12 protein-coding genes and 1 pseudogene are annotated in these 17,330 nt (G+C 59.8%); 8 read left to right on the forward strand and 5 right to left on the reverse strand.

Annotation, left to right across the window (positions count from 1 at the left end):
* Positions 1-20: 20 nt before the first annotated feature.
* From AB4Y85_RS10115 to AB4Y85_RS10130, 4 genes are all read right to left on the reverse strand, one after another.
* The gene (locus AB4Y85_RS10115) at positions 21-395 is read right to left on the reverse strand and encodes a RidA family protein (RefSeq protein ID WP_441984762.1); all 375 of its coding nucleotides are present in this window, start codon (positions 393-395) and stop codon (positions 21-23) included.
* A 23-nt stretch (positions 396-418) separates the two neighbouring features.
* A complete protein-coding gene (locus tag AB4Y85_RS10120) occupies positions 419-1,246 on the reverse strand; it encodes a carbohydrate ABC transporter permease (protein ID WP_441984763.1) in 828 nt (275 codons plus the stop codon).
* Positions 1,243-2,121: a carbohydrate ABC transporter permease gene (locus tag AB4Y85_RS10125; RefSeq protein ID WP_441984764.1), complete on the reverse strand. Its 879-nt coding sequence runs from the start codon at positions 2,119-2,121 to the stop codon at positions 1,243-1,245. Before AB4Y85_RS10125 ends, AB4Y85_RS10120 begins: the two co-directional genes overlap by 4 nt.
* A 68-nt stretch (positions 2,122-2,189) precedes the next feature.
* A complete protein-coding gene (locus tag AB4Y85_RS10130) occupies positions 2,190-3,446 on the reverse strand; it encodes an ABC transporter substrate-binding protein (protein ID WP_441984765.1) in 1,257 nt (418 codons plus the stop codon).
* A gap of 181 nt (positions 3,447-3,627) precedes the next feature.
* Here AB4Y85_RS10130 and AB4Y85_RS10135 point away from each other — a divergent pair, with 181 nt between their 5' ends.
* From AB4Y85_RS10135 to pbpC, 8 genes and pseudogenes are all read left to right on the forward strand, one after another.
* On the forward strand, positions 3,628-4,386 hold the full coding sequence (locus AB4Y85_RS10135) for an SDR family oxidoreductase (protein ID WP_441984766.1): 759 nt from the start codon (positions 3,628-3,630) through the stop codon (positions 4,384-4,386).
* 15 nt (positions 4,387-4,401) lie between these two features.
* Positions 4,402-5,475 (forward strand): ABC transporter ATP-binding protein, encoded by a 1,074-nt coding sequence (locus AB4Y85_RS10140; protein WP_441984767.1) that lies wholly within the window; start codon positions 4,402-4,404, stop codon positions 5,473-5,475.
* A 46-nt stretch (positions 5,476-5,521) separates the two neighbouring features.
* Positions 5,522-5,701, forward strand: a pseudogene (locus AB4Y85_RS10145) (MurR/RpiR family transcriptional regulator); the annotation flags it as partial.
* An 18-nt stretch (positions 5,702-5,719) separates the two neighbouring features.
* The gene (locus AB4Y85_RS10150) at positions 5,720-6,781 is read left to right on the forward strand and encodes a D-TA family PLP-dependent enzyme (protein WP_441984768.1); all 1,062 of its coding nucleotides are present in this window, start codon (positions 5,720-5,722) and stop codon (positions 6,779-6,781) included.
* A 40-nt stretch (positions 6,782-6,821) separates the two neighbouring features.
* Positions 6,822-7,316 (forward strand): hypothetical protein, encoded by a 495-nt coding sequence (locus tag AB4Y85_RS10155; RefSeq protein ID WP_441984769.1) that lies wholly within the window; start codon positions 6,822-6,824, stop codon positions 7,314-7,316.
* Positions 7,317-7,351: 35 nt separating this feature from the next.
* Positions 7,352-8,953 carry an N-acyl-D-amino-acid deacylase family protein gene (locus tag AB4Y85_RS10160; protein WP_441984770.1) on the forward strand — a complete coding sequence of 534 codons (1,602 nt, stop codon included), beginning with the start codon at positions 7,352-7,354 and terminating at the stop codon, positions 8,951-8,953.
* A 281-nt stretch (positions 8,954-9,234) separates the two neighbouring features.
* Positions 9,235-14,472: an MG2 domain-containing protein gene (locus tag AB4Y85_RS10165; RefSeq protein WP_441984771.1), complete on the forward strand. Its 5,238-nt coding sequence runs from the start codon at positions 9,235-9,237 to the stop codon at positions 14,470-14,472.
* On the forward strand, positions 14,469-16,580 hold the full coding sequence (gene pbpC, locus AB4Y85_RS10170; protein WP_441984772.1) for a penicillin-binding protein 1C: 2,112 nt from the start codon (positions 14,469-14,471) through the stop codon (positions 16,578-16,580). Before AB4Y85_RS10165 ends, pbpC begins: the two co-directional genes overlap by 4 nt.
* A 141-nt stretch (positions 16,581-16,721) precedes the next feature.
* Here the strand turns inward: pbpC and AB4Y85_RS10175 are convergent, their stop codons facing one another.
* Positions 16,722-17,312, reverse strand: coding sequence for an IMPACT family protein (locus AB4Y85_RS10175; protein ID WP_441984773.1), 591 nt, complete (start codon positions 17,310-17,312; stop codon positions 16,722-16,724).
* Positions 17,313-17,330: the final 18 nt, after the last annotated feature.

A 17,330-nucleotide genomic window follows, 5' to 3' on the forward strand; every position in this document is an offset into this window, starting at 1 on the left:
CGGGCGGGACCCTTCGATCTTTAGGATTTCGCATTCAAAGGTTTATAGGCAATCGCCTCGATCTCGATCTTGATATCGACCATCAGGCGCCCCTCGGCTGTTGTCCGCGCCGGTGGATTCGAGGGAAAGTAAGTCGCATAGACCTTGTTGAAGGCACCGAAGTCGCGAGCATCCTCGAGCCATACCGTCGTCTTGACCACATCCGACATGTCGGCGCCAGCCAGTGCCAGAGCGGCCTTCACGTTCTCAAGCACCTGACGGGTCTGCACCTCGATGGTGCCGCCGACATATTCTCCGTTCGGCCCCACCGGAACCTGCCCTGAAATGAAAATGAAATCTCCGGCCCGCACCGCAGGCGAGAGGGGAACATAGGACGACCCGAAAGTCTGCTTCATCACTTCATCCTTCTTTTGAAAACTTACTTCACGGCGCCGAGCGCAAGGCCGCGCACAAGGTAACGCTGGAGCCATGCGAACGCGATGGCAACAGGGACAGTCGCGGCGAAAGTCGCCGCCATCACGTGGTGCCACTCGACGGTATAACGGCCGGAGACAAGCGAGAAGATCTGAATGGGCAATGTGTAGCTGTCATGCGAACGAAGCAGAGTCAGCGCGATGACGAACTCGTTCCACGCATTGATAAAGGTGAAGATCGCCGTCACGACGATGGCCGGCACGGCAAGCGGCAGGAATACCTTCACGAGAGTTTCGGCCCGCCCTGCCCCCTCCATCCAGGCCGCTTCCTCCAGATCGAGCGGAATGGTGGCGAAGTAGCTTTGCAGCATCCAGACCGAGAAGGCGATGTTGAATGCCGCATAGACCACCGTCACCGCATTGATGTTGTCGATCACACCAAGCGCCACCATCAGTCGAAAGAGCCCTACCACCAGAACGATGGGCGACAGCATCTGTGTGACCAGGAGGAACTGACGATAAAGTTCACGCCCCTTGAAGTCGAAACGCGTCAGGGCATAGGCAGCGGGGATGGAAACGATCAGCGAGCCCAATGTCGCCAGAACGGAAACATAAAGCGAGTTCTTCAAGGCATTTCCAAAATTCGTGGCAACCCACATGGTCTGGAAGTTTTCCCAGGCGATCCGGGAAGGCCACCATGTCGGCGTGAGAACTTCGGTATTGGGCTTAAGAGCCGTGATCAGCATCACCGCGAAGGGAAAGATCGCAGCGACGACGATCGGCGACAGAATGAGCCAACAGATCACGGACCGGCGAAACTTAGATGCGTTCATACTCTCGCCCTCGCGGAAGCGGTGAGGCGCACATAGATCAAGGTGAAGATGAGAAGGATCCCGAACATGACCAGGGACACGGCGGAAGCCTCACCGAGTTTCCCAAGCCGGAACCCGACTTTGTAGAGATAGGTCACGAGAATGTCGGTGGAGTTGGCCGGCCCACCCTGCGTCATGGCCCAGATGATCGGAAACGAATTGAAGACGTAGATCGTGTTCAGCACCAGTGCGATGTTGAGAAACGGCGCGATCAGCGGCAGCGTGATATGCCGGAACTGCTCCCAGCGACCAGCACCTTCCAATGCGGCCGCCTCGTAGAGATCATCGGGGATGGATGAAAGCCCGCCAAGGATGATGGTGACCGTGAAGGGAATGGTGACGAGGATGCCGATCAGGATCTGCATCGGGAAGGCCGTGCTCGCTTCGGCAAGCCACTGGATATTCTGGTCGATGACACCGAATTCGATCAAGGCCGAGTTCAGCATGCCGCTCTCGCCAGAAAGCGCCCAGCGCCAAACGATGGCGGTCATCGTGAGCGATACTGCCCAGGGCAGCATGACGATCACGCGCGCAAGGTTACGCCCATAGAAATCCTCGTTCAGGACGAGAGCCACGGGGACCGAACAGAGGATAGCGCCTCCGACAACTGCGACGGTCCAAATGCCTGTGCGCCAGAACGATGCGATGAAGTTCGGATCATCGAGAAGCGCGCGAAAATTCGCCATGCCGACGAAGTCGCGCAGCTGGCCGAAGCGGTTCACGCTATGGCTTGCGAGCTGTGACAGCTCGTTGACGGGCCAGATGACGATCAGGGCTGCGAGCACGAAGCTGGGAAATATGAGAACGTAGGGCGCAACCACACGCTTTGAGGTCATATGCGTTCCGCTGACAGAGCAAACAGCGTAAAGGGACAGGGCCCCAAGGCCCCATCCCTTTGTCGATACTACTTTTTCAGGATCGCGTTAGCCTTGGCTGCAGCTTCTTTCAGCGTCGGCTCGATCTGTCCCTGGCCGAGATAGATCCGCTGGAGTGCCGATGAGGTCGTATCTGCGATTTCCTCCCAGCCTGCGATCACAGGCGCGAAGCGGGCAATCGGCAGGAGGCTCGTGAACACCTTGAGATTGGCATTCTCGGTGAAATACTTGTCTTCGGCCTCGGCCTTGGTCACCGGCAGGAAGCCCTCATCGACCGTGAACTTGATGCGTTGCTTCGGCTGGAACAGGAAGTCGAGAAACTTGAATGCCTCGGCCTTGTTCTTGGAGTTCTGGAACATGATGACGGAATCGGTCACGCCATAAGTTCCCTGATCGCCACCCGGCCCCTTTGGAATTGGAGCCACGCCGTATTGCAGATTCGGTGCCTCGTCACGGATCTGGTTGGCAAGGAACGGCGCGGTTATCATCATGCCGATCTTGCCCTGCTTGAACAGGTTCTGCACATCCTCACGGGCGTAAGACGTCATGCCCGGCTGTGTGGAGCCCTGATCGATAAGGCGCTTGTAGAGCGATGCGGCATCGATGGCGGCTTTCGAGTCGAGACCCGACTTGCCATCCTTCACGATGTCGCCACCGAAGGACCACATGCCGTAATAGAAATAGACGTCTGTCTCGACTTCCTTGCCTTGAAGGCCGAAGCCATAGACACCGTTGCCCAAAGCGGAAATCTTCTTGGCATACTCCTCCAGTTCGGCCCAGGTCTTCGGCGGCTCGGAAAGGCCCGCCTTCGAAAACAGATCCTTGTTGTAGTACATCGCGCGCGCAGAGGCTGCGATGGGCAAGCCATATGTCTTGCCGTTCATCACGGAAGGCGTGAGGAAAGTCTCGATGAAACGTCCCTTGATCTCGGGAGTGATATAGCTGTCGAGCGGCTCTGCGATGCCCTGCTGAACGAAATCCACGAGCCAGCGCGTGCCGATGATCGATAGGTCGGCATTGGCATTGGCCGAGATATCGGTGGTCAATTTCTGGAGCAGGTTATCCCACGGCACGACTTCGTACTGGATCTTGATACCCGGATTCGCCGCTTCGAAGTCCTTGGCGACCTGTTCGAAGTAAGGACCGGTTTTGGCCGAGTATTCCGCGACCGTGACGCGGACGGTTCCAGCATTGGCGCTAACGGACAGCGCGACGGCGCCGAGGCCGGCAAGCATAAGTCCCTTGAGGCTGAAGAAGGTGTTCTTGTGGTTTGTCTTCACGTGCATGTTCCCTCTGCTTAGGGCCGCACACCTTAGCAAAGCAGCCCGGCAGTTCATATTGTTGTGAAAGATAATTACTTGCGCAAGGGAATTTTTGCATACGCTACGACCTTTCATGTTGCTAAATTTCATAAATCGCTCCAGCCTCAAGGAATCCCAAAGGTTAGAAACGGTTTGGAGTAAGTCTTTGGCAAACAGCTTGGAGGGCCGGCTCGCGGTAATTACCGGTGCGGGCGGCGGCATCGGCGCCACAATGATCCGTTGCTTTCAGGAAGCCGGAGCAAAGGTCGTCGCCTGCGACGTCTCGGAAGACGCTCTTGAAGCGCTGGATGTCGCTCACAAGGAATTCTTTGACCTCAGCAATGCCGGCGCATGCAGGCAGGCCTGCGAGCGCATTCAATCGAAGTTCGGCCTGCCCGACATCATCATCAGCAATGCAGGCTATACGCGCGCGGAAACCCTTGAGCAGGTCGATGACCAGGCATGGAATTTCGAGCTCGACGTGAACCTCAATGGTGCCCGCAATTTCACCGCTCCATTCCTTGAGCCCATGAAAGCCAGAGGCTCCGGTGTATTCGTCTTCATCTCATCCGTGAATGCACTCGCGCATTTCGGCAACCCGGCCTACGCCGCGGCCAAGGCAGGCCTCGTGGCTTACGCCCGCGCCATCGCAACAGAATACGGAATCCATGGCATCCGCTCGAATGCGATCTGCCCGGGTTCCGTGCGTACACATGCCTGGGATCACCGCATCGAGAAAGATCCTCACATTCTCAAGAAGGTGTCGCGCCTTTATCCGCTCGGCCACATGGTCGCCCCCGTCGATGTCGCGAACGCCGCGGTTTTCTTGGCCTCGCCGCTTTCGGCCGGCATTACTGGCGTGACCTTGCCTGTGGATGGCGGCCTGACAGCCGGCAACCTGCCCTTTATCGATGCTATCCGGTGAGAGGAGGAGCGTCCCATGGCCGATCTCCAGCTCGACAACGTCAAGAAACGCTACGGCGCATTCGACATTCTCCATGGAATCGACCTCGACGTTGAAGATGGCGAGTTCGTCGTGCTTGTTGGCCCGTCGGGATGCGGGAAATCCACCCTGCTGCGCATGATCGCCGGCTTGGAAACGGTCTCCGACGGGGAAATCCGCATCGGCGGGCGGCGGGCCAATGAGGTGCCACCGCAGAAGCGCAACATTTCGATGGTGTTTCAGTCCTATGCGCTATTCCCTCACATGACGGTAAAGGACAACATCACGTTCGGCCCACGCATACGCCGAGAGGGTTCACAGGAAACCGAGGAGAAACTGAAACGCGCCGCCTCGATCCTGAATCTTGGTGCCTATCTGGAGCGCCGACCCGGTCAGCTCTCCGGCGGCCAGCGCCAGCGCGTCGCAATGGGACGCTCCATCGTCCGCAACCCGGATCTTTTCCTGTTCGATGAACCTCTCTCCAACCTCGATGCGAAGCTCAGGGTGCAGATGAGGACGGAAATCAAGGCACTGCACCACAAGTTCGAAAGTACGATCATTTATGTGACGCACGATCAGATCGAAGCCATGACCATGGCCGACCGCATCGTCGTCATGAATGGCGGGCGCATCGAGCAGGTTGGCACGCCCCTGGAGCTTTACGATCGTCCCGCCAACCTGTTCGTCGCAGGCTTCCTGGGCTCTCCAGCCATGAGCCTGATCGAGGGGACGCTGGTTGGAACCGATCAGGGCGCCGCAATTCGGCTCCCGGATAATACCATAATACCGATTGCGGCCACACTCGCACCTGATGGTGGCAGCGTCATTCTTGGCATCCGGCCGGAGCATTATCGCCTCGACCCCGCAGGGCCGATCAGGCTCGTGGTAGACGTCGTCGAGCCTACCGGCTCGGAAAGCCACATCTACGGGCATGTCGGCCCTTCGGAAGTACGTGCCGTCCTCCGAGAACGGATTTCCGTCAGCCCTGGCGAAACGCTTCGCCTGTCCGTCGAACCGGAGAAGGTTCACCTTTTCGATGCCGATACCGGCATGCGGCTTTCGGGAGCTTGAACGTGAATGCGGCGCAGGACATCATTGCACCGTGCGCCACTGGCCCGAGGACAGCAGTCTCTACAAGCCCAACTCTGCCCGTTATGCAATGATGGCCATTGTGGATCTGATTGCGATGAGTACGGCTGAAACCATCGGCCCTTCCCTTCTCGAAGGGCTTCGCCGCATCAAGCACAGCCTGGCGGCGCTGAATATCAACGACCCCAGGCTCCCTCTGGGCGACTAGAAGATGGAAGATTCTACGATGACGAAGATCCAGGACCTTGATACCCCTGTCGTGCTGATCGACCTCGACCGTGTCGAAGCCAATCTCAAGCGCGCGCAGGACTATGCGGATGGTCACGGAGTAAAGCTGCGCCCCCATGTCAAGACGCACAAGCTAACCCAGTTCGCCAAGCGCCAGATGGAACTCGGCGCCATCGGCATCACCTGTCAGAAAATCGGCGAGGCGGAAGTGATGGCAGATGCCGGGATCACGGACATCTTCCTCCCCTACAACATTCTCGGCGCGCCCAAGCTGAAGCGCTTACTGGCACTTGCCAAGCGGACATCGATCAAGGTCATTGCCGACAGCACCACTACCATCGACGGCTATTCAAAGACCTTTGCTGGATCTGGCATCACCATCCCCGTGCTCGTAGAATGCGACACGGGCGGCGGGCGTGTGGGCGTCCAGAAACCTGAGGATGCGCTAACCCTTGCCAAGCGCATTGCCGATTCTGACGGTTTGCACTTTGCAGGTCTGATGACTTATCCCGCAAAAGGTACGGTCGCACAGGCGAATACGTGGATGGAGCAGGCAACTGATCTGCTGAAGCAGGCCGGCCTGCCGCCTGAGATCGTCTCGACAGGCGGAACGCCGGATATCTGGCGCAGCGACGAGAACCGCGCCGCGACGGAATATCGCCCAGGCACCTACATTTATCTTGACCGTTTTCAGGTGCAGGAAGGCGTCGGCAGCTTCGATGATTGCGCACTCACCGTGCTTGCAACCGTTGTCTCGCGGCCGACCGATATCCGCGCAGTGCTCGATACCGGCTCGAAGTCACTCACCAGCGATACCCTTGGCCTCCAAGGCTTCGGCCGTATTGTCGAATATCCGGACGCCAGTATTGTTTCGTTGAGCGAGGAGCATGGTGTCGTCGATCTCACCGACTCCAAGGCAAAGCCGAAGGTCGGTGAGATGGTTCGCATCATTCCAAACCATGTCTGCCCCGTGTCGAATCTCTTCGACGAAGTGACTTTCGTGCGAGGAGACCACGTGATCGAAACGGTCCCGGTCGCAGCACGCGGCAAGGTATCTTGAAGCATCTCACTCTTTTTCTCCCCTCGGAGTCTCTACCGTGATGTCCCATATGCAAAATCCCTTTTCCGAGACCGACCCGGATCGCCGCGAGATCTGGGCCATGCTGGTCGAGCGCGACATCGATGCTTTTCTCGCTGCCGACTGGGCGATGGTGGATGGAGACTTCCGCCGGGAGGGATTTCTAGGCCTGCATGCGCATAAGTCCGAGCTGCCCGACAGCTGGCGTCTCGATTTCCCGGATCTGGAGACTTATCGCGATGAGTGGCTGCGCCAGGCAAAGGCCTCGCAAGGTGTCGAATATGCCGAGCCTGTCCGCGACGCGCTATTCCGCGCAACGAATATGCGCGACATCGATTTGAGAGGCGACACCGCCGTCTGCCATAAGAAATTCGATGGCACCATCGCGCTGAAGGATGGCGGTGTCGATGTGCTCAACTGGCAAACACTGTATTTCTGCGCGCGGCTCGACGGCCGCTGGAAGATCACAGGCTTCCTGGGATACATGCCATTCCCGATGGGCAAGCCCCGCACCTGATCCGAAGTTACAGAATTTATGCGGTCGAGAAGACAATGACGAGAGATTGGCTTATCCGGAATGCCCGGATCATCGATGGCACTGGAGCCCCTTGGTTCCGTGGCGAAGTCCATGTGGCCGATGGGCGGATCGCCAGTATCGGCTCGAATCTGAAAACGAAGGCGGGCGCCGTCATCGTCGATGCGCAGGATCGCTATCTCACGCCCGGCTTCATCGATGCCCATTGCCATGACGACCTGATCTGCCTTCGCGATCCTGATCGGCCCGAGAAGGCGTTGCAGGGCGTAACCACCGTTGTCGTCGGCAATTGCAGCTTCTCGCTTTATCCGGCACGCGGTCCATCCCGAGAGGATCTGCGAAAGCATTTCTCCGGCCTTCTCGGCCAGACTGAACCAGAAGAAATCTTTGACGACTTCACAGATTATCGCGAGCGCCTCCACGAGGGTGTCGCCATCAATGTCGTCTCCCTTGTGGGGCACGCGGCTTTGCGTCTCGCCGTCATGTGCTACGAGCGACGCGCCGCGGACCCGGATGAAATTGCCGCCATGGAAGCCCTTCTTGATCGGCAGCTTGCGCAGGGTGCCATCGGCTTGTCGCTTGGCTTGGTCTATCCTCCGAGCGCATTCGCCGCGCTGGACGAGATGGTGGCCCTTGCAAAGGTCGTGAATTCTCACGGTCGCCTCATGACCGCACATGTGCGCAGCTATGAAGATGGCCTCATTTCCTCCATCGAGGAATTCATCGAGATTCTTCGCCAGTCCGGCGCTGCGGGTCTCCTGTCGCATCTTCAATCCGCCGGGCGCCCGAACTGGGGCCAGATCCCTCAAGCATTGGAGACTCTGGAAAAGGCGCGACAGGAAGGCGTCGACATAAGCTTCGATATGTATCCCTACCCGGCGGGAAGCACCTATCTGCTGCAGTTACTCCCGCCTGCCGCTCTTGAGGGAGGCGTCGACCAGCTGAAGAAGAGGCTGCGCGATCCTGAAGTCGGCCCCGTGCTGCGCCGCTGGGTGGAGAATGGCGGCCCGGCCTTCCATGGCCAAAGCAAATTATCCTTGATCGGCTGGGAGAACGTACGCATTTCCGGCGTCAACAATCCGGCTCTCAAGGCCCTTGAAGGTTTGGACATGCTTCAGGCCGCGGAGCGTGAGAAGATCGAGCCCTACGACCTGCTCATCCGCCTTGTCGAAGAAGACGAAGGGCAGACTGGCGTCATTCTTTTTCAGCTCGATGAAAGCGATCTGCATGCCGCGTGCTGCCACCGGCTGTATATGGCAGGATCCGATGGCCTGCCTCGCCCGGGCACGAAACCGCATCCGCGCGCCTTCGGTACATTCCCTCGCATCGTCGGCCCTTTGCGCAGGGACAAGGGATGGTTCCCCATCGAGGATGCCGTACGGCGCATGACATCAATCGCGGCGCAGCGCTTCTCCCTGCAGGACCGCGGCCTGGTGCGGCCCGGCCTGGTGGCGGATCTGGTGCTGTTCGAAGATGGCGTGACGGATCGGGCCACTTTCGATACTTCGACACTGCTGCCCTCCGGCATCGATTACGTCTGGGTCGATGGAGAGGCCATCGTTCGCGACGGTATTCCAACCGGCGCCCGGCCGGGACGCATGCTGCAGTCCTCGAAATAAGAAGAGCGTTCTCAAGGCTTCGCTACTCTCCGGTGCGGCAAGACACAGACAGCGATGGGTACAATCCCGCTCTATGCGAGAGAACGGCGATCTATCTTGGTCGATGACATATGGCAGCCATCGAGACTTGGCTTTCAAAGTATCGCTTTTCAGGGAAGCACCCAGAGGCCTGCCCCAAGCTGAGCCATGGCTTCTCTCAGAATCCTGAATAGGGTGATTGTTGACGCTAAACCAAAAGCGCAACAATAATCCGATCCTGCAAGCGATACGGGGATGGGTCCATGTTCCGTCAGTTAATGTCAGCCGCATTGTTTTCCATGGCGCTGGCGCTTCCCAGCGGCGTTCTTGCCCAAACCCCAAAATCCTTTGTCCGAGACGATCTGGCGAGCCAGTCAATCCGGTTGGAACAGGCTCTCAAGACGGAGGGCAGCGGATCGATCGGTGGGCGCTCCGCTCAGCAATTGCGCAAGGATGCGGAAACCTATCTCTCCCAAGGCCTCGCCCAAAACGCCATGACGGCCTACTCGGTAGCCATCGCGGCAGAACCTGGCAACGATGCGAATTGGCTGGGCTATGCCCGCGCCGCTTTGGCTGTCGCGCCCAGCAACAATTGGGAGGAGCGTTACAAGCTTCAGGAGCGCCGAACTGCTGCTGCCTATATGGCCTACCAGAAAGCCAAAAGTGTCTCTGGCGAGGCTGCGGCGCTCACTGTGCTCGGTGAGGCCTATGCCGTTCAGAAGTCCTGGCGCCCCTCACTCAACGCCTATGCCGCCAGCCTGAAAACCCGGGAGAACCCCGACACCCGAATGATCTATGAGGCGTTGCGGGAGGAGCATGGTTTTCGGGTTCTCAATTACAAAGTGGATTCAGATGCCGCCTCTCCCCGGGTCTGCTTCCAGTTTTCCGACCCGCTGGCTCTAAAGGGCGATTTCGGGCCATATGTGACGGTATCGGGCGCGAGCAATGCAGCCGTCTCCACCGATGGATCCGAGCTTTGCGTGGATGGGCTGAAGCATAGCGAGCGCTATACTTTCCTTTTGCGCGAGGGCCTTCCCTCAAGCGTCGGGGAGAACTTGCTGCATCCTGTCGAGAATGAAATCTACGTGCGCGACCGCGCCCCTCAGGTGCGTTTCACGGGCCGCAATTATGTGCTGCCCAGCACAGGCCAAGAGGGCATCCCCGTCGTTTCCGTTAATACGGCCAAGGTAGATGTCCGCATTTATCGCATCGGCGACCGAAGTCTTGCTCCGACTGTTCATTCATACAACTTCCTCCAGCAGTTGGAATCCTACTCCGCCGCGAGGATCGGCCGTGAGACTGGCTTCAAGGTCTGGAGCGGCACCTTGGATACGCCGTCTGCCCTCAATCAGGAGGCGATCACCGCATTTCCCGTCACGGAAGCCGTCGGCAGGATGGAACCCGGTGTCTACGTGATGACGGCGAAGCCCGGCACCGGAACCCCCAGCACCGATGAAAATGGTGAAGACGACTACGCGAGCCTTGCAACGCAATGGTTTGTGGTCTCCGATCTCGGTCTCACCGCTTTTACGGGCAAAACAGGAGTACAGGTTTTCGTGCGCTCGCTCGCCAGCGCTGCCCCCGTCGCTGATGTGGAAGTCCGTCTCGTTGCGAAGAACAACGAAATCCTGGCAACGAAAAAAACCGATGGAATGGGCGTCGTCACATTCGATCCGGGGCTCGCAAGAGGTGAAGGCGGCCTAGCGCCGGGTCTTGCTGTCGCAACAGCAGGCTCCGATTACGGCTTCCTGAATCTCGAAACCGCTGCTTTCGATCTCTCGGATCGGGGCGTCAAAGGCCGCTCTGTCGAAACTGCCGTCGATGCATTTCTATATACGGAGCGCGGCGTCTATCGGACGGGTGAGACCGTCCATCTGACAGCCTTGCTGCGGGACAGCCGCGGCACCGCCATCCAAAACCTTCCCCTGACTCTCGTCGTGCGCAGGCCTGACGGCGTCGAGTATCGCCGAACTCAGGTCGAAGACCAGGGACTTGGCGGGCGCGCATTTTCCATGCCCATTCTCCCAGGCTCATTACGCGGCACTTGGCGTATTTCCGCTTATACGGATCCGAAAGGATCGCCGGTGGGGCAAGCGACATTCCTCGTCGAGGATTATGTGCCCGAACGGCTTGAGGTGAACCTTACGCCCCAGGGAAAAGCCTTGCAGCCCGGCGAAGAGGCAGCCATCGATGTCTCGGCTCGTTATCTCTATGGGTCGCCCGGTTCAGGATTGAACGTCTCGGGCGAGGTTGCCGTCGCAGAGGCAAAGGCAAGCGGCATCAAAGGCCTCGAGGGTTTCGCCGTCGGACTGGACGACCAGCCCGTCGAGGCTTCGACTGCCGAGATTGAAGCAAGTGCCGTCACGGATGATAAGGGCCATGTTGTCATGCAGGTTCCTGTTCAGGAGGTGACAGCCACCCGCCCGACGGAAGCGCGCATCACATTGCGCGTTGCCGAGCCTGGCGGGCGCGCGGTGGAGCGCAGCATTACTCTGCCAATTCTGCCGAACGGTCCCGTTATCGGCGTCAAGAAACTGTTCGAGGAACTGACGGAAGGGGCCAACGCGACCTTCGATGTGGTGCTCGCCAAGCCTGACGGTCAGCGCCTCTCATCGCGAGGCGTGGCGTGGACGCTCTATAAGATCGAGCGCCGTTATCAATGGTACAGCTCCAGCGGCACTTGGAATTATGAACCGGTGAAGAACGCCCGCCGGGTCGCGGACGGCACGCTTGCCGTGACCGAGAATACACCGGCAAAGATCAGAACGCCTGTGGAATGGGGTGCCTACCGACTCGATGTCAGCGCTCCCGATCTCGGCGAGACGGCGCAGACCAGCGCTTCCTTCACGGTCGGATGGTCGGGCGACCAGACTGCTGAAACGCCGGATCTGCTGGAGATGAATCTCGACAAGGCCAGCTATGCGGCGGGTGATACGATGCAAGTACGCCTCAATCCGCGCTTTGCGGGTAAGGCGACACTGGCCGTGGTCAGTGATCGTGTGCACGATATCCGCGTCGTCGATATCGCTGCCGCCGGATCCGATATCGGCATTCCCGTCAAGGCGGAGTGGGGGCCTGGAGCCTATGTCGTTGGAATGGTGCACCGCCCTCTCGATCAGGCTGCGAAGCGTATGCCCGGACGGGCGCTCGGTACGGCTTGGTTCGAGATCGACCGCGATGCACGCTCACTTACCGTCGATCTCAACGCGCCGGACAAAATCGCACCACGCACGAGCCTGAGCCTGCCCATCAAGGTCACGGGCCTTCAACCGGGCGAGGAAGCGCGCATCACGGTCGCCGCCGTGGATGTCGGCATTCTCAATCTCACGCGCTATCAGGCGCCTGAGCCCTTCGCGTATTTCTTCGGCCAGAAAAGCCTGTCGATGGATATTCGCGATCTCTATGGATATCTGATCGACGGAATGCAGGGTACCCGTGGCGCCATTCGCTCCGGTGGCGACGGAGCGGCTCCTGCGCTCAGCGACATTCCGCCGACGCAGGAGCCATTCGCCCGCTTCTCAGGGGTCGTGAAGGTGGAGCAGGATGGTACGGCAAACATCATCTTCGATGTGCCGAGCTTCAACGGCACGGCGCGCATCATGGCCGTCGCCTGGACCAAGGATCGGGTCGGCAGCGCAAGCCACGACATCATCATTCGCGACCCTGTCGTGGTCGCGGGAACGCTGCCGCGGTTTCTCGCCATCGGCGATCAATCGCGCTTCTTCCTTCAGATCGATAATGTGGAAGGTCCTGCGGGAAACTATGAGGTCAGTCTCGCGGTGAATGGGCCGGTTACTGTTGCGGCCAGTGCCATGCGCGCAAGCCTGAGGCTCGATGCCAAGTCCAAGGGCAGCTTCACCGCACCTTTGACGGCAAGGAGCATCGGAAATGCCGTGATCGACGTATCGCTGAAAGGCCCCGACATGGAGCTGATCACGCAATCCTTCACGATCGCGGTTCAGCCGGGTACGTCATCCATGGCTTATCGCGTGGTTCGCCCCATCGACCCGGGAACCAGCCTCACGCTGTCGAAGGATACCATGACGAATATCCTGGAGAGCACGGGCGCCGCATCGGTCTCCGTCTCGCCACTGGCAGCTCTCGACGTGCCGGGCCTGCTGAAATCGCTCGACCGTTATCCTTACGGCTGCACCGAACAGACCGTGAGCCGCGCCTTGCCGCTCTTGTACGTCAACCGACTGGCACGGGAAGAGCGACTGTCTCTCGACGAGAAGGCCGATGAACGCGTGCGCGGCGCGATCGAGCGCATCCTCGCCCGGCAGGGCTCCGACGGCTCGTTCGGCCTTTGGGGTGTCGGCGGCAACGACCTATGGCTCGACGCTTACGCGACGGACTTCCTTACGCGAGCCCGCGAGAATGGCTTCCCCGTTCCGCAAACGGCGCTGACTGTCGCCATCGACCGCCTGCGCAATTTCGTCGCCAACACAACCAACGTGGACGAACAGGCATCCGACATTGCTTATGCGGCCTATGTCCTGGCACGCAACGGCAGGCCCGTCATGGGTGATCTGCGTTATCTTGCCGACACCAAGATCGAGGCCTTCACTTCCCCGCTCGCACGGGCACAGCTCGCCGCCGCCTTGGCCCTCCTGGGCGACCGGGGGCGTGCTCAGGCCACATTCGGGAATGCCGTGAAAGGATTGCAGGCATCGAACGACAATGGCCAATATCGGCATGATTACGGCTCGCGGCTGCGCGATGGCGCGGGTCTTCTCGCCCTAGCATCCGAGACGGACAATACCGCCGCCGTTCTTCGTCCTGTCGCCAACATCATCGCTCAAGAACGCGGGAACCGCCGCACAAGCACTCAGGAAGAGGCCTGGCTTGTCCTGGCGTCTCAAGCCGTCAGCCGCGACGCGGGAGCGATGCGCCTCAACGTGGATGGCGCCGATCACCAGGGCGCGTTCTACGGGACATACCGCGACACGGTGCTGGCCTCCCATCCGGTCAGGATCGCCAATAACGGCCGCGATATCGTGCAGGCCGTGATTACCGTCACCGGCAACCCCATCGATCCCGAGCCTGCAATGTCCCATGGCTACGCCATCGAGCGCAGCTATCACAAGCTGGACGGCACTCCAGTGCAGCCTGACAAGGTGCGCCAGAACGACAGGCTCGTGGTCGTTCTCAAGGTCACCGAACCGGAAGCGAAGCAAGCACGCCTGCTTCTCGTCGACCGCTTGCCAGCCGGCCTCGAGATCGACAATCCCAGTCTCGTGGACAGCAACACGACAGCCAATCTCAGTTGGCTCGGCACCAATCCCGAACCGGCTCACACCGAGTATCGTGATGACAGGCTCGTTGCTGCCTTCGATCGTGACACGAACCAATCCGCGACGTTCAGCATCGCCTACATGGTAAGAGTCGTTTCGCCCGGCATCTACGTCCACCCGGCAGCGCATGTGGAGGATATGTATCGCCCCGAGCGCTATGGACGGACGGGATATGGAAAGATCGAGGTTCTGACGGCACAGCCATGACACAGGCGGCGGCAGGAAAAGCGATTCTTCGGATACGACGCCGCCACGCTGCGGCGGCGCTTCTGGTGTGCGCCGTCATCCTGCCTGGAGCGGCCCTCTGGCGATATACGAAATCCCTCGGCCCGCTCGATCTCACGATGTCAGAGCAGGGTTCGACACTCGTGCTGGATCGGAACGGACACCTGCTCCGCCCCTTCGCGACTGCGGAAGGGAGGTGGAAGCTGCCTGTCGATCCTGGCGATGTCGACCCGCGCTACATTACAATGCTGGAGGCTTACGAAGATACGCGCTTCGAGAGCCATTTCGGTGTCGATCCCATTGCGATGGCTCGCGCTGCCGTGCAACTCATCCGCAACGGCCATGTAGTGTCCGGCGGCTCGACACTCACCATGCAGGTCGCGCGTCTGCTCGAGCCGAGGCATGAGCGGACATGGCGGGCCAAGCTCAGGCAGGCCGTTCGCGCCGTACAATTGGAGCAGCGCTTTTCCAAGCAGGAGATCCTGCGCCTTTACCTGACACTCGCCCCCTTCGGCGGCAATCTTGAAGGTGTGCGGGCTGCAAGCCTGTCCTATTTCGGGCGCGAACCGAAGCGCCTTTCCTTCGCGGAGGCCGCCCTGCTCGTGGCGCTTCCGCAATCTCCGGAGACCCGTCGGCCGGACCGTTTCGCCAATGCGGCCAGGAAAGCACGCAACCGTGTACTTGATCGCGCGCACGAACGTGGTCTTCTGACGGATGCCGAAGTCGAGATGGCAAAGGCGGAGCAGGTTCCGAAAGCCCGTGAACTGTTCCCCATGCTGGCGGCTCACGCATCGCAGGCAGCCGTCTCTGAACGGCCTGCGGAAACAACCCACAAGCTGACAATCGATGCACGGCTTCAGACTAGCCTGGAGGCTCTGGCTGTAGAACGGGTCGCTCAGGTCGACCGCAGACTATCAGCCGCCATTCTCGTCATCGACAATGCTACAGGCGAAGTGCTGGCCCATGTGGGCAGTCCTGCATTCCTGGGCCAGGAAAGGGCCGGAGCCATCGACATGACGACGGCCCTGCGCTCGCCGGGCTCCGCCCTGAAACCCTTCATCTATGCACTCGCCTTCGAAAGCGGTCTTGCTCATCCTGAAACATTGCTGGACGACAGACCGTCCCGCTATGGCATCTATCAGCCGGAGAATTTCGATCTCGTATTCCAGGGCACGATCACGGCCCGCAAGGCTCTGCAACTCTCGCTCAACCTGCCGGCGGTGGAGTTGCTGAATGAACTCGGCCCATCGCGATTTCTGGCCCGGCTGAAGCAGGCGGACATCCCCGTAGCCTTGCCCAAGGATGCAGCTCCTGGTCTTGCAATCGGTCTTGGGGGCTTAGGCATTACGCTGACCGATCTGACGCGGCTCTATGTCGGGCTTTCCCGTGGCGGCGAGATCCCGACTCTCGTCAGACGCATGGGCGAAGCGAACAGCTCCCCATCGAGTACACGGATCGTCGACCCCGTAGCCGCCTGGTATGTGTTCGACATTCTGCGTGGTGCGCCGCCGCCGGATCGTGCGCTCGGCGGCCAGATCGCCTTCAAGACCGGAACATCCTATGGATACCGCGATGCCTGGGCCGTCGGCTACGACCAGCGCCACACCATCGGCGTTTGGGTCGGACGCCCTGACGGCACGGCAGTTCCCGGGCTGATCGGCCGCTCCGTAGCGGCCCCGATCCTGTTCGATGCCTATGGTCGTTTAGGGGCTGAGCCAAAGCCCCTGCCTGTCCCACCCTTCACGCTTCAGGCCACGACAGCCAGTCTTCCACCACCGTTGCGGCACATCCGTCGCGATGTGCCGAAGACAATTCTGTCCACCGTGCAGGCGCCGCTCAAGATCTCGTTCCCGCTCGACGGATCGCGTCTCGACCTCGGCCTGTCCATGACCTCGGTGGACAAGGCTCCGCTCGCGCTCAAAGCTTCCGGCGGTGCGCCTCCGCTCACATGGATGGTCGATGGAGCGCCGGTTGAAGCAGGCACCCTACGGCGCGAATCCTCTTGGGTTCCAGACGGTGCAGGCTTCGTCCGCCTCTCAGTCATCGATGCCAGAGGAGCAACCGACAGCGTGGTCGTGCGCGTGGAATGATCGCCGTCCCGCCAGCCCGCTTACGCCTCTGCACGAAATCTGCGTAAAAATTCTTGAAACCTGAACAGCCTTCGAGAGCCGCTTCGCGCCGACAGGCCTGATCGTGAGCTTAGGGCCACGTGGAGGTCAATTGTCTGCTCCTCACCCTAGCGGCAGGGTGATCTGCACGCGTCCGCTCGTGGCATCCGTCAGTGTTTGAGCGATCTGCTGGACCATTGCTTCCGGGAGAAGCGCTTTGATGATGGCGCCCGTTTCCGTAAAAGTCTCGCTTTGAATGTGAACACTCCCGATGCCGGCAAGCCGTGCCTTGACCAGGGCAAGATCGGAGAATGCTGCAGCGATGGTTACCTCCCGAACGGCGACGACCCCGACCAGAGTGGCCGCGCGCAGACAAGCCGCGGCGGTTCCGCCATAGGCTCGGATCAGCCCTCCACTTCCAAGGAGCACACCGCCGAACCATCGGGTCACTACGACCGCGACGTTATCGAGCTGCAAACGGTCCATCGCCTGCAGGATCGGCTTGCCCGCTGTGCCACTGGGCTCGCCGTCATCGTTGAAGCGGTAGGTCTGCCCCACCCGCCAGGCCCAGCAATTATGATTGGCAGCGGGGTCGGAGTGGGCCGCGACAAAAGCCTTTGCAGCGGATTCACCTGAGATAGGGCCAGCCACGGCAATAAACCTGCTCTTCTTGATGACCTGCTCAAGGGTCTCGATCTGCTCCAGGGTAAACATCGTTTCACATAGCGCTCC

Source organism: Microvirga sp. 2YAF29, assembly GCF_052114605.1.
Taxonomy (GTDB): domain Bacteria; phylum Pseudomonadota; class Alphaproteobacteria; order Rhizobiales; family Beijerinckiaceae; genus Microvirga.

Bases quoted from the DNA above. Each gene is read 5' to 3' on its own strand.
- AB4Y85_RS10140 (WP_441984767.1), top strand. From the start codon at position 4,402: ATGGCCGATCTCCAGCTCGACAACGTCAAGAAACGCTACGGCGCATTC.
- AB4Y85_RS10175 (WP_441984773.1), bottom strand. From the start codon at position 17,312: ATGTTTACCCTGGAGCAGATCGAGACCCTTGAGCAGGTCATCAAGAAG.
- pbpC (WP_441984772.1), top strand. From the start codon at position 14,469: ATGACACAGGCGGCGGCAGGAAAAGCGATTCTTCGGATACGACGCCGC.
- AB4Y85_RS10150 (WP_441984768.1), top strand. From the start codon at position 5,720: ATGACGAAGATCCAGGACCTTGATACCCCTGTCGTGCTGATCGACCTC.
- AB4Y85_RS10165 (WP_441984771.1), top strand. From the start codon at position 9,235: ATGTTCCGTCAGTTAATGTCAGCCGCATTGTTTTCCATGGCGCTGGCG.
- AB4Y85_RS10120 (WP_441984763.1), bottom strand. From the start codon at position 1,246: ATGAACGCATCTAAGTTTCGCCGGTCCGTGATCTGTTGGCTCATTCTG.
- AB4Y85_RS10130 (WP_441984765.1), bottom strand. From the start codon at position 3,446: ATGCACGTGAAGACAAACCACAAGAACACCTTCTTCAGCCTCAAGGGA.
- AB4Y85_RS10160 (WP_441984770.1), top strand. From the start codon at position 7,352: ATGACGAGAGATTGGCTTATCCGGAATGCCCGGATCATCGATGGCACT.
- AB4Y85_RS10125 (WP_441984764.1), bottom strand. From the start codon at position 2,121: ATGACCTCAAAGCGTGTGGTTGCGCCCTACGTTCTCATATTTCCCAGC.
- AB4Y85_RS10155 (WP_441984769.1), top strand. From the start codon at position 6,822: ATGTCCCATATGCAAAATCCCTTTTCCGAGACCGACCCGGATCGCCGC.
- AB4Y85_RS10115 (WP_441984762.1), bottom strand. From the start codon at position 395: ATGAAGCAGACTTTCGGGTCGTCCTATGTTCCCCTCTCGCCTGCGGTG.